22 protein-coding genes, 4 tRNA genes and 2 pseudogenes are annotated in these 23,218 nt (G+C 62.1%); 19 read left to right on the top strand and 9 right to left on the bottom strand.

Annotation, left to right across the window (positions count from 1 at the left end):
• The coding region (locus WAN02_RS16270) for an oxygenase MpaB family protein (RefSeq protein ID WP_422265248.1) at positions 1 to 703 on the top strand (703 nt) is incomplete at its 5' end.
• A gap of 3 nt (positions 704 to 706) precedes the next feature.
• Here the strand turns inward: WAN02_RS16270 and WAN02_RS16275 are convergent.
• Positions 707 to 1,198, bottom strand: coding sequence for a nucleoside deaminase (locus tag WAN02_RS16275; RefSeq protein ID WP_422265249.1), 492 nt, complete (start codon positions 1,196 to 1,198; stop codon positions 707 to 709).
• A gap of 77 nt (positions 1,199 to 1,275) precedes the next feature.
• On the opposite strand from WAN02_RS16275, the gene WAN02_RS16280 reads away from it, so the two are divergent.
• Positions 1,276 to 2,169, top strand: coding sequence for a class I SAM-dependent methyltransferase (locus WAN02_RS16280; protein WP_422265269.1), 894 nt, complete (start codon positions 1,276 to 1,278; stop codon positions 2,167 to 2,169).
• Between the two features lie 14 nt (positions 2,170 to 2,183).
• Here WAN02_RS16280 and WAN02_RS16285 read toward each other — a convergent pair whose 3' ends face one another.
• Positions 2,184 to 2,609, bottom strand: coding sequence for a nitroreductase/quinone reductase family protein (locus tag WAN02_RS16285; RefSeq protein WP_422265250.1), 426 nt, complete (start codon positions 2,607 to 2,609; stop codon positions 2,184 to 2,186).
• A gap of 78 nt (positions 2,610 to 2,687) precedes the next feature.
• On the opposite strand from WAN02_RS16285, the gene WAN02_RS16290 reads away from it, so the two are divergent.
• From WAN02_RS16290 to WAN02_RS16325, 8 genes are all read left to right on the top strand, one after another.
• On the top strand, positions 2,688 to 3,257 hold the full coding sequence (locus WAN02_RS16290) for a TetR/AcrR family transcriptional regulator (protein ID WP_422265251.1): 570 nt from the start codon (positions 2,688 to 2,690) through the stop codon (positions 3,255 to 3,257).
• A 231-nt stretch (positions 3,258 to 3,488) separates the two neighbouring features.
• The gene (locus WAN02_RS16295; RefSeq protein ID WP_422265252.1) at positions 3,489 to 5,102 is read left to right on the top strand and encodes a fatty acyl-AMP ligase; all 1,614 of its coding nucleotides are present in this window, start codon (positions 3,489 to 3,491) and stop codon (positions 5,100 to 5,102) included.
• Positions 5,099 to 6,016: an acyl-CoA desaturase gene (locus WAN02_RS16300; RefSeq protein ID WP_422265253.1), complete on the top strand. Its 918-nt coding sequence runs from the start codon at positions 5,099 to 5,101 to the stop codon at positions 6,014 to 6,016. The genes WAN02_RS16295 and WAN02_RS16300 overlap by 4 nt, the downstream gene beginning before the upstream one ends.
• Entirely contained in the window at positions 6,013 to 7,038 is a 1,026-nt protein-coding gene (locus WAN02_RS16305; RefSeq protein ID WP_422265255.1) for an acyl-CoA desaturase, read from the top strand. Before WAN02_RS16300 ends, WAN02_RS16305 begins: the two co-directional genes overlap by 4 nt.
• A gap of 2 nt (positions 7,039 to 7,040) precedes the next feature.
• Positions 7,041 to 7,328: an acyl carrier protein gene (locus tag WAN02_RS16310; RefSeq protein WP_422265256.1), complete on the top strand. Its 288-nt coding sequence runs from the start codon at positions 7,041 to 7,043 to the stop codon at positions 7,326 to 7,328.
• 20 nt (positions 7,329 to 7,348) lie between these two features.
• Positions 7,349 to 8,461 (top strand): fatty acid desaturase, encoded by a 1,113-nt coding sequence (locus WAN02_RS16315; protein ID WP_422265257.1) that lies wholly within the window; start codon positions 7,349 to 7,351, stop codon positions 8,459 to 8,461.
• Positions 8,458 to 9,321, top strand: coding sequence for an alpha/beta fold hydrolase (locus WAN02_RS16320; RefSeq protein WP_422265258.1), 864 nt, complete (start codon positions 8,458 to 8,460; stop codon positions 9,319 to 9,321). The genes WAN02_RS16315 and WAN02_RS16320 overlap by 4 nt, the downstream gene beginning before the upstream one ends.
• A 2-nt stretch (positions 9,322 to 9,323) precedes the next feature.
• Complete coding sequence (locus WAN02_RS16325) at positions 9,324 to 11,066, top strand: AMP-binding protein (protein ID WP_422265271.1); 1,743 nt, start codon at positions 9,324 to 9,326, stop codon at positions 11,064 to 11,066.
• An 84-nt stretch (positions 11,067 to 11,150) separates the two neighbouring features.
• Here the strand turns inward: WAN02_RS16325 and WAN02_RS16330 are convergent.
• Positions 11,151 to 11,313 (bottom strand): annotated as a pseudogene (locus WAN02_RS16330) (IS481 family transposase); the annotation flags it as partial.
• Positions 11,314 to 11,770: 457 nt separating this feature from the next.
• Here WAN02_RS16330 and WAN02_RS16335 point away from each other — a divergent pair.
• Genes WAN02_RS16335 through WAN02_RS16350 form a run of 4 tightly spaced genes read left to right on the top strand, consistent with a single transcriptional unit; the run spans position 11,771 to position 13,688 of the window.
• Complete coding sequence (locus WAN02_RS16335; protein WP_422265259.1) at positions 11,771 to 12,469, top strand: DUF732 domain-containing protein; 699 nt, start codon at positions 11,771 to 11,773, stop codon at positions 12,467 to 12,469.
• Between the two features lie 9 nt (positions 12,470 to 12,478).
• Positions 12,479 to 12,697 (top strand): hypothetical protein, encoded by a 219-nt coding sequence (locus WAN02_RS16340; RefSeq protein ID WP_422265261.1) that lies wholly within the window; start codon positions 12,479 to 12,481, stop codon positions 12,695 to 12,697.
• A 37-nt stretch (positions 12,698 to 12,734) separates the two neighbouring features.
• Complete coding sequence (locus WAN02_RS16345) at positions 12,735 to 13,022, top strand: hypothetical protein (protein WP_422265262.1); 288 nt, start codon at positions 12,735 to 12,737, stop codon at positions 13,020 to 13,022.
• Positions 13,023 to 13,049: 27 nt separating this feature from the next.
• Positions 13,050 to 13,688: a hypothetical protein gene (locus WAN02_RS16350; RefSeq protein ID WP_422265263.1), complete on the top strand. Its 639-nt coding sequence runs from the start codon at positions 13,050 to 13,052 to the stop codon at positions 13,686 to 13,688.
• A 304-nt stretch (positions 13,689 to 13,992) separates the two neighbouring features.
• Here WAN02_RS16350 and WAN02_RS16355 read toward each other — a convergent pair whose 3' ends face one another.
• The 3 genes from WAN02_RS16355 to WAN02_RS16365 form a co-directional block, all read right to left on the bottom strand.
• Positions 13,993 to 14,388: a hypothetical protein gene (locus WAN02_RS16355; RefSeq protein ID WP_422265264.1), complete on the bottom strand. Its 396-nt coding sequence runs from the start codon at positions 14,386 to 14,388 to the stop codon at positions 13,993 to 13,995.
• A 390-nt stretch (positions 14,389 to 14,778) separates the two neighbouring features.
• Complete coding sequence (locus WAN02_RS16360; RefSeq protein ID WP_422265265.1) at positions 14,779 to 16,662, bottom strand: pentapeptide repeat-containing protein; 1,884 nt, start codon at positions 16,660 to 16,662, stop codon at positions 14,779 to 14,781.
• A 216-nt stretch (positions 16,663 to 16,878) separates the two neighbouring features.
• Positions 16,879 to 16,951, bottom strand: a tRNA-Lys gene (locus WAN02_RS16365).
• Between the two features lie 112 nt (positions 16,952 to 17,063).
• On the opposite strand from WAN02_RS16365, the gene WAN02_RS16370 reads away from it, so the two are divergent.
• The 3 genes from WAN02_RS16370 to WAN02_RS16380 all read left to right on the top strand — a co-directional run bounded on the left by WAN02_RS16370 (position 17,064) and on the right by WAN02_RS16380 (position 17,355).
• A tRNA-Glu gene (locus WAN02_RS16370) sits at positions 17,064 to 17,136 on the top strand.
• 36 nt (positions 17,137 to 17,172) lie between these two features.
• Positions 17,173 to 17,249 (top strand) — tRNA-Asp (locus WAN02_RS16375).
• Positions 17,250 to 17,278: 29 nt separating this feature from the next.
• Positions 17,279 to 17,355: transfer RNA gene (locus tag WAN02_RS16380), tRNA-Phe, on the top strand.
• A gap of 94 nt (positions 17,356 to 17,449) precedes the next feature.
• Here the strand turns inward: WAN02_RS16380 and WAN02_RS16385 are convergent.
• Both WAN02_RS16385 and WAN02_RS16390 read right to left on the bottom strand, forming a co-directional pair.
• Positions 17,450 to 18,136, bottom strand: coding sequence for a tyrosine-type recombinase/integrase (locus WAN02_RS16385; protein WP_422265272.1), 687 nt, complete (start codon positions 18,134 to 18,136; stop codon positions 17,450 to 17,452).
• Between the two features lie 66 nt (positions 18,137 to 18,202).
• A pseudogene (locus WAN02_RS16390) lies at positions 18,203 to 18,538 on the bottom strand (site-specific integrase); the annotation flags it as partial.
• Between the two features lie 780 nt (positions 18,539 to 19,318).
• Here WAN02_RS16390 and WAN02_RS16395 point away from each other — a divergent pair.
• Entirely contained in the window at positions 19,319 to 20,293 is a 975-nt protein-coding gene (locus WAN02_RS16395; RefSeq protein WP_422265266.1) for an AAA family ATPase, read from the top strand.
• 46 nt (positions 20,294 to 20,339) lie between these two features.
• Positions 20,340 to 22,640 (top strand): S8 family serine peptidase, encoded by a 2,301-nt coding sequence (locus tag WAN02_RS16400; RefSeq protein ID WP_422265267.1) that lies wholly within the window; start codon positions 20,340 to 20,342, stop codon positions 22,638 to 22,640.
• 204 nt (positions 22,641 to 22,844) lie between these two features.
• Here WAN02_RS16400 and WAN02_RS16405 read toward each other — a convergent pair.
• Positions 22,845 to 23,218, bottom strand: a 374-nt coding sequence (locus WAN02_RS16405; protein ID WP_422265268.1) for a catalase, incomplete at its 5' end; no start/stop codon positions are given.

Raw genomic sequence — 23,218 nt, forward strand, 5'->3', positions numbered from 1 at the left:
GCCGACCACTGGGGCCGAGGTGCGCGACTACCACCTGGAAATCAAGGGCACCGATAGTCAGGGCCGGCGATATCACGCGATGAACCCCGACGTCTTCTACTGGGCGCACTCGACGTTCTTCGTCGGCACGATCCACGTGGCCGAGCGGTTCTGCGGCGGCCTGAGCGAGGCGCAAAAGCGCCGGCTGTTTGACGAGCACATCGAGTGGTACCGGATGTACGGCATGAGCATGCGCCCGGTTCCGAAGAGCTGGGAAGACTTCCAGGTGTACTGGGACCACATGTGCAGTGAGGTACTGGAGAACAACTTCGCCGCACGCGAGGTACTCGACCTCACTGAGCTTCCGAAACCGCCTTTCGCGCAATGGATTCCGGACCGCCTGTGGGTCCTGCAGCGCAAGCTGCTTTCGCCATTCTTCGTCTGGGTGACGGTTGGTCTGTACGACCCGCCGGTGCGCAAGCTGATGGGTTACAGCTGGTCACGCCGTGACGAGTGGCTGCACCGCCGCTTCGGTGACGTCGTCCGCCTGATTTTCGCCGTCGTGCCGTCGCGTTACCGCAAGCATCCACGAGCCCGGGCCGGCTTCGACCGGGCCAACGGCCGGATTCCGGCCGTTACCCCGTTGGTGCAGACGCCGGCTCGCAACCTTCCGCCGCTCGACGAGCGAGGCGACCCAAAGCACTACTGCCCCAACGTCGTCTGACGGTCAGGCGCCACCGACCCGCCGCTGGCCGCCATTGCGCTCGCGCCAGAAGCGGTACACCTCGATCGCCTCGTCGCGGGGGTCGTACTGCATCGGCAATCGCCGCTGCTGCCAGTCCTTGGTGAATTCGTCATAGAACGTGGCCAGCTCGAAGTATTTGCGGTCGTCGACGTAGTACGGCTCGTACTGGTCGCGTGAGGTCAGAAAGACGACCCGGTCTGGCGAGCAGTAGTACAGCGAGCCAAGGCACATCGGACACGGATGGGCCAGCACGTAGATGGTGGCGCCGGTCAGATGCTCGGTGCCCAGCTTCATGCACGCCGCGCGGATGGCCAGGATTTCGGCGTGGGCGGTCGGATCATGGCTCTGAGCAACCTTATTGGCGCTTTCGGCCAGAATCAGGCCGTCCTTGACGATCACCGTCGCGAACGGTCGCCCACCCTCGATGACGTTCTGTCGAGCCAGATCGATGGTCCGCTGCGCGAAGTCCATCACGGTCCTCCATCTGAAGGCAGAGCTAATAGCTAGCTGTTCTATATTATTTGTACGTCGAGTGAGGAGTTCTGGTGTCCATGCGCAGCGAAAGCGACAATTGGGATCTTGCGACGAGCGTCGGTGCGACCGCGACCATGGTCGCCGCCAACCGGGCATTGGCAACCCAGGCCGGCTTGATTGACGACCCGTTCGCGGCACCGTTGGTGCGTGCGGTGGGCATCGACGTCTACACCCGGCTGGTCAACGGCGAGATCCCGGTCGGCGAGGAGACCGAATTCGATCCGTCCCGGATGGGCCGGGGGATGGCGGTTCGAACCCGGTTCTACGACAACTTCTTCCTCGACGCGACGAGCGGTGGCATCCGGCAGGTGGTCATTGTCGCGGCCGGCCTGGACGCGCGGGCCTATCGGCTGCCGTGGCCGGACGGCACCGTCGTCTACGAGGTCGACATGCCGAATGTGATCGACTTCAAAACCTCGACACTGAACAAGCTCGGTGCCGAGCCGACGGCCGAGCGGAGAACCGTGCCGGTCGATTTGCGCGACGACTGGCCCGCGGCACTGCGGGCCGCCGGCTTCGACCCGCAGGCCCCGTCGGTGTGGAGCGCCGAAGGTCTGGTGGTCTACCTGCCGCCCGAAGCCCAGGACGCGCTGTTCGGCAACATCACCGAGCTGAGCGCGCCGCAGAGTCAGCTGGCCTGTGAGTTCGTCCCGGACACAACGGTTTTCAATGATCCGCACTGGCGTAGCCACCACGATCGGATGAGCGAGCTGGGTTTCGAGGTCGACCTCAACGACTTGGTGTACCACTATGAGCGCAGCCACATCATCGAAGACCTCACCAAGCGCGGCTGGGAGGTGGCGCATCGCACCGTCGCCGAAATGCATGCGGCCAACGGCTTCCAGTACGCCGACGACGAGGTCGCGCAAGCGTTCGCCAACATCACGTATCTCAACGCCGTGCGGAGCTGACCGGAGACCGGAACTCAGTCGGTGAAGTCGATCCTCACCGACACCGGAGTCGTCTCCAACGCCTTGGCGACCTTGGATCCCACCAGCCCGAACTTGCGACCGCGCGCCACGACGTCGTCGTCAGGTCTGAATTCCGCAACTCCGCTGCGCCACTGATTTCCTTGTCGGACACGAATATTAGGATTGTCGGCAATGTTCCGGCCCCACCCGGAGCGGGTGCCGTGCTGACAGATGACCCACGCTCCGTCGTGGTCGAATTGCACCGAAACGGGAACGCGCCGCAGCTGGCCGGTCTTACGGCCGACGGTCTCCAGTTCGGTGGCCATCGCGGTGCGCAGCCCTAGCTTGCTCAGCGCCTTGACTGCGGGATTGAGCACCCGGCCAACCGCCCGCTCCCGACGGAATTTCCGCAACGTCTTGTCATGGTCGCTGTTCGTCACGGCAATCTCCGATTGTGAAGGGTGGTCCGGTTGGCTCGTTGACGTAACGCTAGTAGACCAATCGGTATAGTTCAACCCATGTCCGCGCGCGAAACCCTTGTCGCCAGCATCACGGGCTTGATCCAACGGCGCGGCGTCGCCGGAGCGGGTCTCAATGCCCTGCTCGAGGACAGCGGCGTTGCGCGCAGAACGGTGTATCTGAATTTCCCTGGCGGCAAAGCGGAACTGGTGACCGAAGCCACCCGGATCGCCGGGCAGGCATTGAGCGCAGTGATCCGATCCGCCGACAACGGTGACGACCCGATCCAAGCGGTCCGCACCTTCATCGATCAGTGGAAGGCGCAGCTGCGCGGCACTGAAATGGAGGCCGGCTGCCCGATAGTCGCCGCGATCCTTGGTCGGTCGGAAGCACCTGCGGCGGCGCAGGCGGCTGCTGAGGCCGTTGACGATTGGCGAACCATCCTGGCTGATCGATTGGTCAGCTCCGGCGTTGACCCAGACAACGCCCGTTCCCTGGCGACATTGGCGATCGCCGCAATCGAGGGCGCTGTCGTGCTCGCACTCGCCAGCGGATCGACGGATGCACTCGACGATGTAGGGCGTCATCTTGCCGAAGTCATCCATCTACACCTACCGGCTGGGCGGTAGCAGCCTTTTGGTCTGCGGGAGGTGGCCGAGCGACCCGATCTTCAAGCCGGCTACCAATATCCTGGGAATATACTGTGCAGGTTTCCTGGCTGCTGGCTACACTAATCCCCGGCGTCTCTAGGCCGGTCCCGGGCGTGGCGGTCGCCAAGCTTGCGCAAGGGGAGTGTTTGCTGGAATAGCCACTGAGGGAACAAAATTGTGCTAAAGAAAACTGGCACTATCGTCGACGTATTGTCCGCCAGGTCTTCATCGCAAGACCCCGCGTACATCTTCCTCGCCGATGGTACGGCGGCGTCCGAATCACGGTCGACCTACGCCGACACCGCGGCCCACGCAGCGGCATTCGCGGCGCGGCTTTCGCGCCGAGGTATACGCCGCGGATCACGCGTCGTGTTGGCGGTGAACCCGAGCCTGGATTACATCGCCGCACTGTTCGGCATCATGATGCTGGGTGCCGTCCCGGTACCCAGCTTCCCTCCGTTGCGTCCCAAGGAGCTGGACCGCTTCCACGCGATCGTGCTCGACTGCGCGCCGCACGCAATCGTCATCAGCGCGATGTACGACGCCCAAGTCGAAGCACTGCTGCGCCGGCTGGCGTGCGTCGATATTCATCCGCTGATCTGCTACGTCGATGAACTGGATACCGGCGTCGAGCGGGTCGCACCCGCAGCGTGCTCGCCCGATGACCTCGCCCTGATCCAGTACACGTCCGGATCGACGGGATCGCCGAAGGGCGTCTGCATAACCCACGACAATCTCATGAGCAATTGCGAAGTCCTGTCCCGCAGTATGGGGCCAGACCCGAATCGAGTCGGGTTCTCGTGGTTGCCGCCCTACCACGACATGGGGTTGATGGGCACGATCATCGTGTCGCTGCACCATGGTTGGCCACTGGTGCTGATGTCGCCGATGCACTTCATGCAGCAACCCCGCCGCTGGCTGGAGGCCATCACCGACTATCGCGTGTCGATCACCGTTGGCCCAAACTTCTCACTCGAAGCCTCAATCGCGGCACTCGGCGACGAAGTCGAAGACCTGGATCTTTCGACGGTCAAGGAGTTCTACTGCGGAGCCGAACCCATCAGCGCGGATACCTTAGCGCGTTTCGAAAAGTGCGCGGCGCCACTCGGGTTCGACATCACCGCGCTGATTCCCTGTTATGGGATGGCGGAGGCCACGCTGTTCGTCGCCGGAAAGCGAAAAGGACTCCGCCACAATATTGTTGGTGGTCCTGATGGCACCGTGGTCAGCTGCGGCGAAGTCGATTCCGAACACGTGGTGCGAATCGTCGACCCCGACTCGGATAGTCTGGTTCCACCCGGCGAGATCGGCGAGATCTGGATCCGCGGCCGCAGTGTCGCCGCCGGTTATTTCAACCAGGATGCGTTGACGAGCAAGGTATTTCACGCACGCCTCGATGGCGACAACGGCAATTATCTTCGCACCGGCGACCTCGGATTCATGCGCGACAACGAACTGTTCGTCACGGGACGAATCAAGGACCTGATCATTGTGAGCGGCCGCAACATCTATCCGCACGACGTCGAGGCCAGTGCGGTGCGCGCCGACCCGTCGTTACGGCGGGCGGTGGCGTTCTCGGTGCCCGGTGATGGAACCGAACGTCTGATAGTTGTCGCCGAGGCGGTATTCGCGCAGATCTCAACCGACTGCCGCTCGAAGCTCGCGGACGCCGTCCGCTCCTCTGTGACTTCGGAATTCGGTGTTGGACCTGACGTCCGCATCTGGCCGAGACGGACGATTCCCACCACCACCAGTGGGAAGGTCCAACGGCAAGAGGCTAAGCGGCTGTTCCTGACCGATGCCCTACAGGGTGCGACGGCATGAGTGCCGAATTCTTAGCTGCCCCTTCGGTTCGCGACCGCGACGTGCTCGCCTCACGACTGGCGTATGTGACCGTCGGCCTACCGACATTGGGAACGATCGGCGCGGTCGTCTACGCGATCTACTTCGGGGTGACGTTGTGTGACGTCGCGTTATTCGGTGTCATGTACCTGATCACCGCGCTCGGCGTCGAGGTAGGACTGCACCGCTACTTCACCCATCGGTCCTTCGAGGCGTCTGAACCGGTCAGGGTGTTCCTCGCGGTCGCAGGGTCGATGGCAGCGCAGGGACCGGTCGTGTTCTGGGTCGCCAACCATCGGCTGCATCACGCTTTCGCCGACACCGAGCGCGATCCGCATTCGCCTCGGCCGCAAGGCCCCGGGTGGTGGGGACACGCAAAAGGGTTGTGGCACGGCCATGTTGGTTGGCTGTTCGATGTCAAGAAGATCGACTGGAGCAGGCATACCCGGGACTGGCTCGCCGATCGCAGGGTGATGAAGATCAACGCCTGGTACTTCACGCTGGTGACGCTGGGCATCGTGATCCCCGGTGCCGTCGGTGGGCTGGTGACACATTCGGTGCACGGCGTCGTCGGCGGGATCCTCTGGGGCGGCTTCGCGCGGATCTTCGCCCTCGATCAGGCCACGTGGGCGGTGAACTCGTTGGGCCACACGATCGGTGCCCGTGCATTCCCGGTGCGGGACGGCAGCCGCAACATCGGCGCCCTCGCGCCACCCACGATGGGTGGGTCATGGCACAACAACCATCACGCCCGCCCTGCGCTGGCCCAGACCCGCCGGCACTGGTGGCAGCTCGATCTGGCCGGAGACTTCATCCGACTGCTCGATCGGCTGCGTCTCGTGCACCACGTGCGCTACGTCAATTCGCAGTCCGACCATGCAGGAGAGGTGCCATGACAGCCGAAACCAGTGCTGCAACAGCGTCTTTGTTGTCCTCACCGCCTTCCTCCGGCGAGCGAGAATCGCTCGCAAAGGCCATCCTGCAACTGAACCCTGCCAGCGCACGGGCCAAACGGGTGGTCGCGCTTGTCACCATCGGCATCCCGGCCCTCGGTTTCGCTGTTGGGGTCTACCTGATCGTGGCGGGACGGGCCACCGTGGTGGACTTCGTTCAGTTCGGCGTGTTCTACGCGATCCAGATGTTCGGTATCACTATTGGTTTCCACCGCTACGTCGCCCACAAATCCTTCAAGACGTCCCGGTTTTTCGAAGGCGTCCTGATGATCACGGGATCGATGGCCCTCGAGGGTCCGCTGCTCTTCTGGGTCAGCACGCACCGCCGTCATCACCGTTACGCCGACGAGCAGGGCGATCCCCACTCGCCGAATCTGAGCGGTGAAAGTTTCGGCGACAAGCTGAAAGGGCTTTGGTACGCCCACATTCCGTGGATGTTCAGCGACCAGGAATCCAGATCGACGGTGTTCGCTCCCGACGTGCTGCGGGACCGGCGACTGTACAGCTACAACCGAACCTATCCGATCTGGGGGTTGGCCGGACTCTTGGCACCCGCTGTCATCGGGTGGGCCGTCGGTGGCAGTGCCGCTGCGGCGTTCTCGGGCTTCATCTTCGGTGGCCTGGCCCGGGTCTTCGCGGCCAACCAAGCGGCGTGGTGCGTCGGTTCGGTCAGCCACATGATCGGCTCGCGGCCGTTTACGAACCGGGATAACAGCGCCAACAACTGGCCGGTGGCCTTCTTCACCTTCGGTGAGGGCCTGCAGAACAACCACCATGCATTTCCTGGTGCGTATCGACACGGAATGCGTTGGTGGGAACCAGATCTCAGCGGCTGGGTGATCGCGATATTGGCCAAGTCGCACATCGTGTGGGACCTGCACATGCCCAGCCGCACGGCGATCGACAACCGACTGCGGCGCAACCGCACCGCCATCCCCGTCGTGTCCACCCCCGGAGAAAGGTGACGATGTTCAGGAGATCGAAGACGCCCGCGATCGACGGGCCGCTGACTCAGCAGTCGCTGCGTTCGTGGCTGGTCGCTGATTTGGCCCGTCGGGTGAAGTGCCCCGAAGCGGATGTGGATACCGCCAAACCGTTCGATGCCTACGGACTCGACTCACGGACGGCAGTCCAGGTATCTGGCGCGTTGGAGAAGGTGGTCGAACGACGACTCTCCCCCGCGATCCTGTTCGATCACGGTTCGATCGACGACCTCACCGCCTACCTCACCCGCGAACTCAGCCTTCCCGGTTAGCACCTCCGAAAGAGCCAGCCATGACTCAACAGCAGTCCCGGCCCGACATTCCGGCCGATCCCGACCCGAGGTTCGTCGAGTTCATCGAGAAGAGCAACGCCATCCAGGGGCAGAAACTGGCCCAGGCTATCCCGCGGGAGTACATGCAGCCCTCAGTGATTCGCGGCCTGGCCGGCTTGGCTGTGAGTCTGGCACTGTATACCGGTGCGGTGGCCGGCATCGCCTACGTTGATGACTGGTACCTGATAGTCCCGTTGATCCTGCTCGCGGGGCTCGGCGGGTGGGGTATGCACGTCATCGGTCACGATTGCGGTCACGGCGCCTTCTCCCGCCATCGTCAATTGAATTTCGCGATCGGTCATTTCGCGTTGCTGCCGCTGATGTACCCGTTCCATGCGTGGCGGCATGAGCACAACTTCCATCACGCCCACACCAACAACGTGGAACTGGATCCCGACTGGCGTCCGGTCTCCGAGGACATATACCGACGGATGCCACGTCGGTTCCGGTTCGTCTACTTCAGCACGCGCACATGGGCGATCTGGGCCGGCACCATCAACTACTGGCTCAAGTCCGGTTTCCGGCCTTCGTACTACCCCAAAAGAGAGATGCAGCGTGACGTGCGCCGGTCTATCTGGTTCGTCGCGGTCGTGGGCGGCGGGTACCTGGGCGCGCTGACCTACTTCACCGGATGGCACGGTCTGCTGTTGTATTTCGCCGCACCGTGGTTCGCGATCCATACCTGGTTCTCGATCACCACGTTGATGCAACACAGCGCCGAAGACATTCCCTACCTGCCGGACCGCTATTGGACCCGCAATGCCAGCAGGATCCTGGTCACCACCGACTTCATCTACCCGCGGTGGTTGTTGTTCTGTACGCACTACATCTCGCTGCACACTGCCCACCATGTCGCTCCGTCGGTGCCCTACTACAACCTGCCGAAGGCACAGGTCGCGCTCAGGCAGCGGTACCCGGATATGGTTCGCGTCGAGAAGGCCAGCATCGGCCGACTCTGGAGCATCGTCCGCAAATGCCTTTTCTATGACCCGATTTCCGGCCTCTACGCAACCCGGTACATGCGCAGGTCCGCTTCGGGGTCGAAATCGACCGAGACCTCCGCTGCGTCATGAGCGCGCGCACGATGCTGGCTTCTGCCACCGCACGCGGCCACCGAGTGGTACCGCGACTGGCCGGCCAGGTGCACACGGCGCTGTTCGTGAACACCCGCAGCCTCGACCGGTCGCCGAGCGATCTGTGTCCACTGGCTGCCCGCCGTATCGAAATGACCGGTGTGCACCGAGTCGCCTCCGCCTACCAGTGGGGCAGTCGCGACCCCAGCGTGCTCGCACTGCATGGCTGGGGCACCGACAGCACCACGATGACGGCTGTAGTGGATGTTGCGGCGGCCCAAGGCGAATCGGTGCTCTGCTTCGATGCTCCCGGTCATGGTGCATCGCGAGGGTCGCAGGCCACTATGGCCGAATATGTCGAGGCTGTTGACGCTGTGCTGCAGCGCTTTCCAAGTATCCGGACTGTGGTCGCGCATTCGCTGTCGGCGATTGCGGCAGTAGCCGCCCTCGCCCGGTCGGAGGCCAGCGGGGTGCGGTCGTTGCTGCTGCTTGCACCTGTTTGTTCGCTGACCGGCGTCCTGGACAGGTGGGCGGTACAGCGACGGCTACCCACAGGTGTGGCGGTGCTGATCGCGAAGGAGTTGCAGCGACGCGACGGAGTCCCGGTATCACACTGGGACATAAGGACTCTGGGCATCGATGCCACCATGCAAGTCTGCATCCTTCATGACCCGCAGGACTGCTCGATTCCCGTCAGTGATGCGCTCGAGATCGCAGCGGGAGGCCGGGCCCAATTGGTGGAGGTGCCGGGTGTCGGGCATCACGGGGTTCTGCGCAGCGAGCAGATGCGCGCTGCGTTGTCGTCGCTTCTGGTAGCCCAGGATTTCGACCAGTCACCATCTCGAAAGGCAGTCCGATGACGATGCCAGGTCTCGCAACCGGTTCCATTCCCGCCATCGTTCGTGAACGCGCAATTCTGCAACCGAACGAACTTGCGTTCACGTTCATCGACTTTGACTACGACCCCGACGGAGTTGCGGAAACCCTGACATGGTCGCAGCTCTATCTGCGGACGTGTCACGTGGCCGCCGAGTTGCGCCGGCACGGAACGGCGGGCGACCGGGCCGCGATCGTCGCGCCTCAGGGCCTCGACTACATCGTCGGCCTGCTGGGCGCATTCGAAGCCGGGCTGATCGCGGTCCCGCTGTCGGTACCTCACGTCGGGGCTCACGATGAACGGGTCAACCGGGTGCTGGCAGACTCCGCCCCTGCCGTGGTGCTGACCACCTCCACCGTCGCCGGCGGAGTCGCCGATTACCTGAGCCAGCAAGAACTCCCGTCCACTTGGCCGTTCGTAGAGGTCGATGCGTTGGATGTCGACGGCTCACCGGGACCCACTGGCCGCGGCCCGGGTAATGGCACGGCGTTATTGCAATACACATCGGGATCGACTCGCCAGCCGGCCGGTGTCATGGTGACCCATGGCAACCTGATCGCGAACTTTGAACAGGTGATGGTCGGTTACTTCGGCGATACAGATGGCGTTGCTCCACCGGAGACCACCATTGTCTCGTGGCTGCCCTTTTACCACGACATGGGACTATTCATCGGGGTCTTTGCGCCGATTCTGGCCGGCCTGCACGGCGTCTTGACCAGTCCGATGTCGTTCCTGATCCGGCCCGCGAGGTGGGTCCAGTTGATGGCCTCCAATTCGGGTACGTTCTCGCCCGCACCAAACTTCGCCTTCGAACTCGCGGTGCGCAAAACCAGCGACGACGACATGGCAGGTCTGGATCTGGGCGGGGTGACACACATTGTCTGTGGCGCCGAGCGTGTTCACGCCGCGACGCTGACGCGCTTCACCGAGCGGTTCGCGCAATTCAACCTACGACCTCAGGCGATTCGGCCGTCGTATGGGTTGGCAGAAGCAACCGTGTACGTGGCGGCGCGCGCACCGGGCCACCCGCCAAAGGTCGTCCACTTCGAATCCGACAAGCTGTCGGCTGGTCATGCCGAACCGCGAAGCGACTCAACCGGAACGGCGTTGGTGAGCTACGGAGTTCCACTGGCGCCGACCGTGCGAATCGTCGATCCCGAATCCAGAATCGAGAAACGGGCCGGAGCAGTCGGAGAGATCTGGATACGCGGTGACAATGTCGCGCAAGGCTACTGGGGGCGCCCCGACGCGACGGCGGAGACATTCGGGGGACGCCTCATCGAACCGTCGGCGGGTACGCCCGATGGACCGTGGCTACGCACTGGCGATCTCGGTGTGATCAGCGACGGTGAGCTGTTCATCGTGGGCCGTATCAAAGACCTGCTCATCATCAACGGGCGAAACCACTATCCGGATGACCTCGAGGCGACGGTCCAAGAGATCACCGGAGGCCGGGTCGCCGCGATCTTGGTTCCAGGAGAAGTCGACGAACAGCTGGCCCTGGTCGTCGAATACAGGCCGCGTGGCAGTTCAGACGAAGAGATCGCGACGAAGATCGACGTCGTGAAAAGCGACGTCAACTATGCGATATCGAGCGCTCACGGCACCCGAGTCTCCGATCTCGTGCTGGTTGCGCCCGGTTCGATCCCGATCACCACCAGCGGCAAGATCAGACGCCTCTCGTGTGCCCAGCTGTACCGCGACAACCAATTGGCGCGTATCGGCTAGCCGGTCCGCGCCAGATCGTCGTAGGCGGCCGAACCAGCCGACCGGTGCCCCTGCTCAGGGTGGGCTGATGGTTGACGTCTTGGTGTCGGTCAGGATCTGCTCGGGAACACCAAAAGGTCCGTAACGCCAAGTGCACCCCCTCTCACATTGCCCGAGTGCGTTCAGCCGCCATCAGCGCAGCGCAGACACACATCCGTGAATGGTCGTCGATCCCCGTCGACACGGCCTGATTCCTCTGCTCTGCCACGCTCAACTCCCTCATCTAGGGAGTGTCAAGGATCAGCCGAAACACTGTCAGGCATCAACCGACGCCATGTCGGCTCGTAGTGCCCCCACTAGGACTCGAACCTAGGACCTGCGGATTATCGGGCGGTCTATCTCGATAGTTCACACTTATTACCGCTAGCCCTTGCAACGCAAAGGCTTTCGCCACTCCGACCATGCTGACCGTTCTCGCTGATTCTCGCTGAATCTTGGCCATTAACGGTGAATAAGCGATGGCTTGCAACCCAAGACTTCCCGCAAAATGCGGAAGGCCCCGGCGACCACGGTCAAAGAGGAATTGGACGTTGGTACAACGGTAATTACTAGACGTGATGCTGTGAACGTGCTGCGTCACCCACGAAGGGATAGGCCGTACAGGTTCCTCTGCGGCACCCTTGTCACACCTGCCTGGAACGCTCTCGCCGACAGGGGGTGAAACGATGTCCACGCAAACACAGCCCGCGGCCCCCGACGGCGACGAGCCCACCGCTATCGTCGCCGACGACAAGGCAACCGTGCTCGTCGCGCTGGCATGGTCGGACGCTGAGGACTACCCCGATGACGCCGAGACCATCGACGACGCGGACCGCACAACCTTCTGGCTGCGGCTATCTGTCGCGACGGCCGCCGCAGTTGTTCTCGTCCTGGGCGTCGTGCTCTGGTATGTGCTGGGCCAGCGCACAGAGCGCGAACCCGCTGCGGCGCCCGCAGTCCCGATGTCCAGCGCGGCGGCCGCGCCGGTCCCGTCGGGGCCAGATGACAAGATCGTGCCGTCGACGACGGAGTCCGCGCCGGCACCGCCACCCGTGATTGCTGAGCCGCCACCGGTGACGACGGAAGCGCCCGCGCCAACAACCGTTTACGTGCCTACGCCTGCCCCGGCGCCGGTCACACCGCATCGCAGCGGTGCGGATGCGGCATTCTTAGACGCGCTTCGCGAAGACGGCATTATCGTCACCAACCCCGCGGAGGCCATCGCGGGCGGACGTCAGGCGTGCGAGTACATCGCCGCGGGCCATACCGCACACGACGCCATGAGGCTGTCGATTGCCAACAACCCAACGCTGACACCAGAGAACGCTTCCATATTGATCGGCGCAGCCATCGGCGCCTACTGCCCGCAGTACACCGGAAGGTGAGGCCCCCTCATGCAACGGATTGAGACCATCGTCAAAGGGATCATGACCTTGACCGTTTTGATCGTCGCCGGAATGGTTCTGTACTCCTGTGTGACATCCTCGGGCGACTCTCACCCCTACTCGGCCCCAACGTCATTGACCGTCAGCGATGATGCTGTCGCAAAGGTGGTCCAGGACGCGATCGCCGGCGACTCCGTCGCCGCCAAGCTGAATGGCTCACCATGTTAGCTGCACGGGAGAGAACACCTGCGCGATTACCTACACAGTGAAAGAACCAACTGGCGTAAGCGATGATGACGAGTTGATCTTGCCGACGCGGCAGATGTGGAAAGCCATGTTCACCGACCCTCGCTTCCAAAGCGGCACGATCACCGTTAGCGGACCGGCCACCTCGGTCGGCGGCAAGAGTTCGACAGGCGTGTACTACTCGCTTTCCTGCGACCAGCAAGCGGCCCAGCAGATCGACTGGGACAAGGTGGACGGCAACGGCCTACGCACGCTGTGTGCCTACGAGCCTAGGATCAAAGGAATGCCGGGAATGCCCGGCTCTTAGGGCATCTGGTCGTCGAGGTCATTAGAAATGTCGAGTCGCCACCTGGCCCTAACTGCGGCCATCGTCTGGGCAATCGCCGTGCTCGTCGGCGTATTCGTTGCCGCGCCACTATGGTTCGGCTTCGACGTCAACATCGGTCTCATCATCGGCGGTCTTGCCGCCACTGGATCGTTCACGGCAGCCGCGGTCGCCGTCTGGATCGCCACTAGTGATCGGCGAGGACGCGCAAGAGAGCGCGATGCCGAGGACGAAGCGCAGGCCAAGCTGGTGGTCGTTTCGGCGCGGCGCCCAGACCACCCGTTGGAGCTGCAGATAGTTGTGACCAACTACGGCACAAGGGCCATTGTCGACATAACGTTTGTCGGATTGGTTGTGGAGGGCCACAGTTTCGACGACTTGCAGCCCACCATCGGGCCGTTTCCGGTGGTTGCCGCGCCAGGCGGTCCCTCGTTATTTACTTTCAGCCCAGGCAGTTACGACGCAACGCATCCCTACTACGTCGCGATGAGAGGCGGCGGAGGACCGCAAACGATCACCCCGCGCACAAGACTGACGGCGACGATTCGGTGGACCGACGCAGGCGGCAAGATATGGCAACGATCGGGGTCAGGGCAGGCCGATGCGTCCCGAGTGGACCTCACGACACCTGTCCGAATCGGCGCTTGAGAAGCTCTACCCGGTTACTCCGGGAGTTGGTCGGCGACTATCTCCGCTACATCACCTGGCGGGTTTATCGGTTCCTGGTTTTCATAGCCCCTCCTGCGAAAACGCCTGCAACGCAACTCAAATGGGGTTGCCATCCGGCTAGGGCTAGGAGTATATCGACGTGTAGGGTTTTCGGGCCGACGCGCTGGAGGATGGCGAACAATTTCACGTCAGCATGTTGCGCGTAGCGTTTGGCCTGTGGCAACACATCGGGGTGAACTCACAGCGACGCGTCTAGTAATTACCTTTGTAGCAGGGGCCCGTTTCAATGCTGAAGTGGCTCGTCCAGACGCTCTGTGATCGTGATGGTTGCATCCTTAACGGCGCGGATGCGGAAGCGCATGTCCAGCACATGCGTCATCTGCTGAAGCAACTCGAATGGGTCGATGCCGTTGTGGATTTGAATGTCGACCGCTCTCACATCGGATAGGTCCGATGGAGGGCTTTCACCCCACTCCGACCTCCGCACGGCGATGACGTGAGGCATGTGCCTCCCGAACTCGCCGGCCCCGAAGTCGAGCCCGATGATCTGCCACTCATCCCGGTCGATCCCGGTGAGGTCGTAGACATCGGTGGACCCAGTCATCTTCTGATCGAGCTCTGCTGTGCCAATCCAGTCGGGGAAACTCACCGAGGCGTGGCCCCATTCGTACTCGTCCATTACAGCTCTCCTTGGGTCGTCGCCTAACTTACCGACCGCGCTCGGTTCGCCGGATACAGTGACGCGGTCGGTGCGGCGGGCCAATTAGAGGCGCACCCGATCCAGATCGAGAAACGCGGGCTCGCGGTAGCCGACGCTGCTGCTGGTGTCCGTCAGCGGCGGCGGCGACTTGGGGCGCCGGGGTTCGCGCCGCTTGGCCGGACGGATACAGCTGGCAAATCGGCCAGTGTCCACGTCGCAGCAAAGGTGACGAAAAAGCAGAACTCAACCCGGCACGGCCGTGACCATCACCGCCCGCCCCGCCATTCGCAGCACGGCGGTCCGCCGGCAGCCGCGTCAAAGGATCGATTATGACCGTTTACGGAAGCTTCGGGACGAACGCCTGTCGGCTTACGTTTTTCGCAGGATGCCGGTGACGCCGGCCGCCAGCAGCGCGGTCAATGCCCAAGCGGTCAATTTGAGCATTGGGAGTGCGATGGTGAGCCAGTTGGTGGCGTCGGAAGGGATAGTCCAGTCAGAGGTCATGTTGCCGAAGGTCGGAACCACTGCAGACACCGTGTAGGTGAAGGGGTTCAAGCACGGATAATCGAGTTGCCGATGACACGATGCCTGCGCAGTAATGCGCGATGGAGCTGGCTTATGGGTCTGTGCGGTATAGGCTTTCGCGGCGGCCTCACTGTTGGTCGGTATGAAGTCGGCGCGATTGGTGGCGACGATGAGGGTGGCAACGAGCACCACCCCGACAAGCCACCAAAAGGCCCGCAGTGGGTAGTAGCCGTGGCCGACCAGGTATCGGTAGGTGGTGAGCATCAGTTTTGTTCGCCAGGGAGCGTTGTTGGCGACGCGGTTGGCGGCGGCAAAGCGTAGTCGGCGACCCTCGGCGGGTTGACCGTTGCGCTCATAGACATTGGCCAACGCGTGCCACGGCTGAACGGAGCTTTCAGTCGTTGTCTCCAACCAACGTCGGGCAGCGGGCCAATCTGAGCGCAGCGGGCCATGAATATCTGTAACTTCCCACCCTGTCGCCACCAAAGGCGACGGCGGATTTGCGTCGGTCTCCAAGTCGGTGATCGCCGCCCTATAGAGACGAACTTTACCCGTAATATCCACTGGCCCAAGAGGATCAGCAATATCTACTGATCCGAGTGTCAGCCGCTTAATCGAGGCCGAGTCCAGGATGAGCCCGTTGCCGTTGGCATTCCGCAGCTTGGCCCCGGAGAGGTCGAGTTGCCCACCGATGTTGGCTCCCGGCGCGCGGAGTGCGCCGTCGGCCTCCAGACCCGCGGCGAACACATTGCCGGTGATCCTTGCGTTACTGAGGCTCAGCGCGTCACCGTCGGCATTGCGCAGCTTGGCCCCGGAGAGGTCGAGTTGCCCACCGATGTGGACACCGACGGCGCGGACCTCGCCGTCGGCCTCCAGGCCCCCGGCGAACACGCCACGCGTGATCTCAGCGCCGTCGAGGCCCAACGCCTTGCCGTCGGCATTGCGCAGCTTGGCTTTGAGGAGATTAAGTTGCCCGCCGATGTTGGCTCCCGGCGCGCGGACTGCGCCGTCGGCCTCCAGACCCGGGGCGAGCACGCCGCCGGTGATCTCAGCGTTGTCGAGGACCAGCGCGTAGCCGTCGGCATTGCCCAACTTGGCCCTGCTGAGGTCGAGTAGACCATCGATGTGGACACCGACGGCGCGGACCTCGCCGTCGGCCTCCAGGCCCCCGGCGAACATGCCACCGGTGATCTCAGCGCCGTCGAGGGCCAACGCCTTGCCGTCGGCATTGCGCAGCTTGGCCTCGAGGAGGTTGAGTTGCCCACCGATGTGGACACCGCCGGCGCGGACTGCGCCGTCGGCCTCCAGACCCGGGGCGAACACACTACCGACGATCTCAGCGCCGCCGAGTTCCACTTGCTGGGTGTGACAGCCATCGAAGACGAGTTCCTTCAGTGCGGCTCCGCGGAAGTCGGCAGTCGAGTCGAATACGCAATCTTTGAAGTGCAGCGGGTGCGGGAATGCAATATGAGTGAGATCCAATTCCTCACGGAACCGCGCGCCGGAAATACGCAGCCCGCGCGGATCGACGGTCAATTCACTACAGGTGAGGACATGACGCAACGCCGCGGCAGGGATGCAACGATCCGGACCCCAACTCTCGGCTTGCGCAGGGTCGACGGACCCCGAACCAGCCAACTCCAAAGGCTCACCGACGCGAGCCGCCTGGCTCAAGCGGTCGATCCACTCCTGCAAATCCGCCGCGGCGCCGGACTCTGTGGCATTCATGGCCCAAATAGTGCCCCACGCCACCCGGCCAGGACACAGTATTACTGCAGGTATTTAACGCCCTGAACCCGTCACACTTACCTGATCGGTGTACCGGCGCCAACCCCTCATTCAGAGGATCAGCCGAAACCACTGTCAAACATCAGCCGAAACACTGTCAGGCATCAGCCGAGATCAAATCGTCAAGCATCAACCGACGTCATACATTCGTGTCAGTGCCCCCACTAGGACTCGAACCTAGGACCTGCGGATTAAAAGTCCGTAGCTCTACCAACTGAGCTATAGGGGCAGCGACGCACAAGGATACTGGGTCCTCGTTTGAGGATTCGGTCCCCGGTGCCCTAAGCTGACGTGGCTCCAACGGAACCATGTTGCGAGTACCCCGGAGTGATTCGGTTCTGGCCCCCATCGTCTAGTGGCCTAGGACGCCGCCCTTTCACGGCGGTAGCACGGGTTCGAATCCCGTTGGGGGTACGCGCGTCGCGGCAACGCGGAGCGGTGGTAAAGCAAGGCCCTGTGGCGCAGTTGGTTAGCGCGCCGCCCTGTCACGGCGGAGGTCGCGGGTTCGAGTCCCGTCAGGGTCGCCACCACCACGGCGAGGCACACGTTGCCTTCCGGCCAGGTAGCTCAGTCGGTATGAGCGTCCGCCTGAAAAGCGGAAGGTCGCCGGTTCGATCCCGGCCCTGGCCACCATCCTGTTTATGCAGGTCAGAGGCTTAAAGCCCCCATCTTACGTCGCTTCCGATGAGTCGAAATTGCGCGGGCATGGGGCCAAAATGGGGCCAAACTAGCTGGGGCCGCTCTGGAAGTCGTCAAGCGAGTCGAGCGCCGTCGCGATGTCATCGAGCTCGTCATCGAACAAATCTGCATAGGTGTGCGCGGTCACGGTGATCGAGGCGTGGCCCATGGCTTTTTGTAGGAGCCGAAGGTCTGCGCCGGCCCGGCGTGACAGCGACGCATATGTGTGCCGGAGGTCGTGCACCCTTAGCTTGTCCCGTCTGATGGCGGTGACCGACTTCCGCCAATTGACCGCGCGCTTCCAGTTTTCCAAGCTAAGGCGGGAACCTCTTGGTGACGCGATCGCTGGTGCGCCTGGGGGGCGCGCGTCAAGGCGAGCCTTGAGCGCGGGCATGAGACGTTCGGGGATCGGTACGGATCGGTAGCCGGCCGCTGACTTGGGATTGCCTTCGACGAGCTTGCCGCCGACCTGTGTCATCGAGCGCCGAACACGGATGCGGCGGGCACCTACGTCGATGTCCTCGACATTCAGGCCAATGAGTTCGCCGAATCGAAGACCGCTGTAAGCAAGGATCAAGACGACGTCACCCTCGGCGCCGCAGGTCTGGGCAAGAGCCGTAACTTCGGCAGCAGTCAGGTAGATGTGGGTGGTCGGTCGCATCGGCGGAAACTTCGTGCGCGATGCGGGGTTCTTGCCGATGAGCTGGCCTTCATCGACCGCACGATCCAGCGTCATCTTGAGGACTGAGTGCGTCCATCGAACCGTTCGAGGTCCAAGTCCCTCCGCCGACATGCCGTTCACCCATTGTTGTATCGAGTCGTGATCGATCCTTGCGATGGGCCACGATCCGAACTGTGGCTCAATACGGAGCCGCCAGTTGTCTTCATATCCGCGACGAACCTTCGCGCTAAGGTCGGGTCGCGATGCAAGCCAGGATTTGTAGACGGCCTGAAGGTGGATCTTGCCGCTCCGTGGATCCACCTTCTCTCCGGTGGCAAGACTGGTGACGAGCTTCGCCTCAAACTGCCGAGCCTCGCGTTCCGTATTAAACGTCTTCTTACGCTTAGATCGGTCTGGCAACCTCCACTGCACGTCGTAGCGAACGCCGCCCTTTGTCTCACGACGCCGTATCGCCATGTGTCCTCCCAGTTCGGTTGCACGCCTTGGAGATCGGCCGCCCAGTGGTTCGCGCAGGCAGGCTCAGCAGTTCGTCGGCGGTCCATCGTGGGGGACGAGGCCAACTCTCTGACGTGGTGGCCGCTCACACACGGGCGGATTCGAGCCATTCGTCTACGTCACTGCTCAACCAGCGTCGGTGACGATCGCTAAGCCTGACGTGGTGTGGCCCAGGGGAATCCATGCCCCGATCTCTCTTAGCGGCCCAATCATGCAGTGTTGACACGGGAACCCCGGTCAAATCACGAACTTGGTTGGCAGTCAGCATCTCCCGCTTGCGCTCGGCCTTCTCGAACATGGTCGCTCCTCATCTCCGTGACCGGGGCTTGTCGTGGGTCATCGGAGGATCATCGGCCTACAACATCGACTTTCGCTACTATCGCTGCCGCATTCGATGCTGTGAATTTTCTCGAGTTTTCTGAACCCTCGGGATTGCGACAGGCGCTGGCCTGCAAGGCCCCATCCGCCCGATCGCCCTTCCCAATTATTTGCTCGACGCTAAAGCGACGGCCCGCGAGCATCGCCCCCATCCACGACCTTCCCACCGGCGCGATGGGACCGAACTCTGGCGGGCCGGCGCCTGTCAACTTGCTTGCCTAGGCCTGGGTTGCCACCGGAGGACCCTGCGCCGCCTGCGATCCAACCACGGCTCACACACTTCTCAGACCAAGTACGGCGCGGCGGGCGACGGTACTGGTGGGGCTGACCGAATCTCGCCGCGCTAGACCGTACGATCGCGTAATGGCTGGCAGACACCTGAAGGAGATCTTCAAAGCCTTCCATGCGAGAGACGAGCTTGCCTTTCGCCGAGCAGCAACCGAGATCATCGAAGAAGAGCAAGCCAAGCATCACCATGCCCTTGCTCGCGACTTGCAAAGACTCCTTGTGGCGGGCGGACCGCTTATCGACACGGGTGCAAGTCTCATCGTCCCAGCACCACCAAAAGATCGCGAAGGTGATTGGGACCTGGCGGAGATCAAGGAGCCCGACAGACTCCTTGGTGAACTGGTACTGGACTCAAAGCTCCTCCGGACCATGGAGGGTTTAATTGCCGAAGTTCATCAGTGGCCGACGCTCGATGCGGCTGGCGTTCCGCGCCGTCAGCGCCTACTTCTTGAAGGTCCCCCGGGGTGCGGCAAAACAACTGCTGCCGAGGCACTCGCGACGGAACTTGGTAGGCCGTTTCTAATGGTTCGCCTAGATGCCGTGGTGTCGTCGTACTTAGGAGAGACAGCGAGCAACTTGCGGCGAATTCTCGAATATGCAGACAAAGCGCCCTTTGTGGTCTTGTTCGACGAGTTTGACTCACTCGGGCGTTCTCGTGATGACGCAGCCGAACACGGTGAGATGAAGCGCGTGGTCACCGCATTTCTGCAGATGACAGACCGATATCGAGGGCCGAGCTTGCTACTGGCTGCGACAAACCATCCGGGTCTTCTTGACTTCGCACTCTGGCGTCGATTCGACGAAGTACTCACGTTCCGAAAGCCGACGGTCGCCGAAATCCGAAGGCTTCTCCGACTCCGGCTCAAACACGTACGTCACGACAGCATCGACATCGATGCCTGCGCAAGTGCACTCAAGGGACGCCCCCACGCAGCCGCGGAAAAGCTCGTTAACGACGCACGACGTCACGCGATTGTGAATGGCTCAGGTCTGGTTGGCCCTGCAGACTTCGATGCCGTCCTGTCTGGCGTGACCAGTCGGCGTTGGTGAGCCCTCCGGAATGCCGCAGCACCTTATTCTCCCCCAACCGAGACGGTTGGACTCCCGCCGCGCGAGCGGGGCCGGGGGACAGGGCCCGAGCCGCAACAGCGGCGAACATGGCGGACGGCTTAAGGAACAGCTCGCAGAAACGGCTAGCATTCCGCGTAGAGTCGACGAAGGAGTCGACCCAGCACTGGTATTCAAGATCAGGGCAGGATCCCGGCCCGTCGATGCAGCGTTCACCGGCCGCGGCTTAGAAGTTCTTGGCGAGAGTGCCGATTACACTTATTTTGTCCTAGCTGACGACGGTGGCGCGTCTCTGTCCGCAGCGATAGATGAGTACACGCAAACGGGAAATCTTCGATCGTTTTTCAACCTAGTTGAAGGAATCGAGCCATATGGCCCCGAAGATCGACGAGGCCCAGGACTCGTGGAGCTAGGTGAGGCGTTTTCGGAGGTCAGAACATTTGATGTCGCCATTTGGCCCGCAAACGACTACCCCGAGGCGGAACGTCGAGCCGCGATTGTAAGAGCAGTTCTAGCTAGCTCCGGCGGCACAATCCTCCTCGAATCAATCTCTGCTCGCCGAACTTACCTCCGCATCGACGTCAGTGCAGACGGGCTGCGCGACCTATTGGATACCAGTGTCGTCGAACTCGTCCGGACACCTCCTGTGCCGTTTCTTGACTTTCGAGATTGGCGCGATCTCCAAGCGGACGACATCAGCCGCGGCGAATCGCCGGGAGTAGACGTCGGCGTGCTCGACGACTCCCCGGCAACCGATCATCCGCTCTTGACCGGACTCGTACGGTCCGTCGAATCCCTAGCGCCACAGGATTACCAGTGGCAACTGCAAGGGAGCCACGGTACAGAGGTGACGGGCCGTGTGCTTTACCCAAATCTGCATGAGGAACTCCGAGATCTACTGCCTCTCAACGCAGTCGGCGGAGTGCGGGTCGTTCGGATACTCGAGCCAAACCCAAACGCACCTGGAACACGATTTGCGACATTCGCCTTCGACCATGAGATCGTCGGAGACGCGATCCGACACCTCAACCAGACGTTCGGTGTCAAAGTGTTCAACATATCGGTGGGTTATTCGGAGCCCTTTTCTGAGCTGCACGTCGGACCACTTACCGAGGTTATTGATGACCTTATCCGCGACCTCGGCGTTGTGATTATCGTACCTAGCGGCAACGTACGGATTGGCCTTGACGCCCGAACGCCCAGCGGACACCATGCCTTGGACGACAAACCGCAGTACTTCTACTCCGACGAGCATCGCGTGAGCGAACCCGGTCCGGCCGCCCTTGCAGTCACGGTCGGTTCGATAGCGCTCAGCGGTGCGCCAGCAGATCTCGGTAACCGAGTCGGATGGCGTGCTGCGGCTGAGCCGGATGAATCCTCACCTTTTAGCAGAAGCGGTCCCGGCCTGGGAACAGCCCAAAAGCGCCTAGTAAAGCCCGATTTCGTTCATTACGGGGGTAACGTCGTAATCAACGACAGCGGCATCGTGGTCCAGAATGAAATCGGAGCCAGCATTGTCACTACTTCATCCGGCCTCGAGAGCGGCCGTCTTCTATCTGCAGTGAATGGAACTAGCTACGCGGCTCCAGCCGTCGCGCGCATAGCCGCCGACATCGCTAATGAGTACCCGGACGCTTCCGCCAACCTAATACGCGCACTGCTCGCCTCAAGTGCATCGCCGCCGTCGCCGGCGGGCTCCATCGCCGAAATCCATCTGCGCCACCGAATCTACGGCTATGGAAGACCTGTAGCAACGCGCGCTATCTCTAGTGACTCGAACCGAGTCACTATGACCTACGACGGAATCATGCCGATCGACACGGTTCAGATCCATCCGCTTCCTGTGCCAGAACTCTTTCGTCGTGGAAGCGGCGGCGAGAGAACGGTCACTGTGGCATTGGCGTTTGATCCACCGGTTCGGCGACAGCGACGTGAGTACCTCGCCGCATCGATGAAGATCGACGTCTACCGCGACATCGATCCAGACGAACTGGCAGAGATTCTGGTGAAGCAAGATCCCGATGACGCCCGCGACCTCATCGGTGATCGGCGTCGCCTGAAGCTTGAGCCCGGTAGCAATTCGTTCACGAGTAGCACACTTCAGACCAGACATTGGACCGCTAGGAACTCTTTTGTTAACGACGATGAGATGTTCTACGTCGTCATTACACACCGCGCCCAGACGTGGGCGCGGAACGATAGCCAGTATCAAGAGCAAGCGTATGGCCTGGCCGTAACGCTCGAAGATCGAAACCTTGTCGAGGCCAGCCTTCACGACCTTTTAACACAGAGGGTTCGGATTCCGGCCCGGATACGCATTCAGGCCTAGCAACGGCACCCAGCAGGCTGATCGGTTACGGACATGCCCCCGGTTCTGCCGTGATCGCACCAGGATCGCACCAGGATCGCACCGAACGCGCTGTGAACTGCGCCAACTCTGGTGCCCTGGCAGGTTCGAACCTGCGACACGGGCTTTAGGAGAGCCTGCGAGCTCTCTCGGTCGTGACTCTGAAAGCTGTTATGAGCTGGCGATTTAACGCCATCCGGCACCACCCGAAACCACGGCGTGTCGCGAATTCACCGACCAAGCACCGACCACAGATAGCCGCTCGAGTCTGGGCTTGGTAACGAGCCAAGGCCGGTCCGTGTCGGGGGCGCCCTCGTCGGCGGCCACGATCGAAAAGCGTAGGAACAACGGGGTGCGCTTGCCAACTTTGTTGAGGAAGGCGGCCTTGGTCCACTCGGTGACATCGGCGGTCACCTCGAAGTAGCCGAAGGCACCGCCGCCCTTGACGTGGTACACGCGATCGGGGATGCGCTCGCGGACGAAGTGGGCCAGCTTCTCGATCAGGTAGGCATCCTGCAGCAGGACGGGGCCGTTGCCTGCGACTGTGAGCGAGTGCTCGT

Origin of the sequence: Mycobacterium sp. (assembly GCF_049281135.1) — a bacterium.
In the GTDB taxonomy this organism is placed as follows: domain Bacteria; phylum Actinomycetota; class Actinomycetes; order Mycobacteriales; family Mycobacteriaceae; genus Mycobacterium.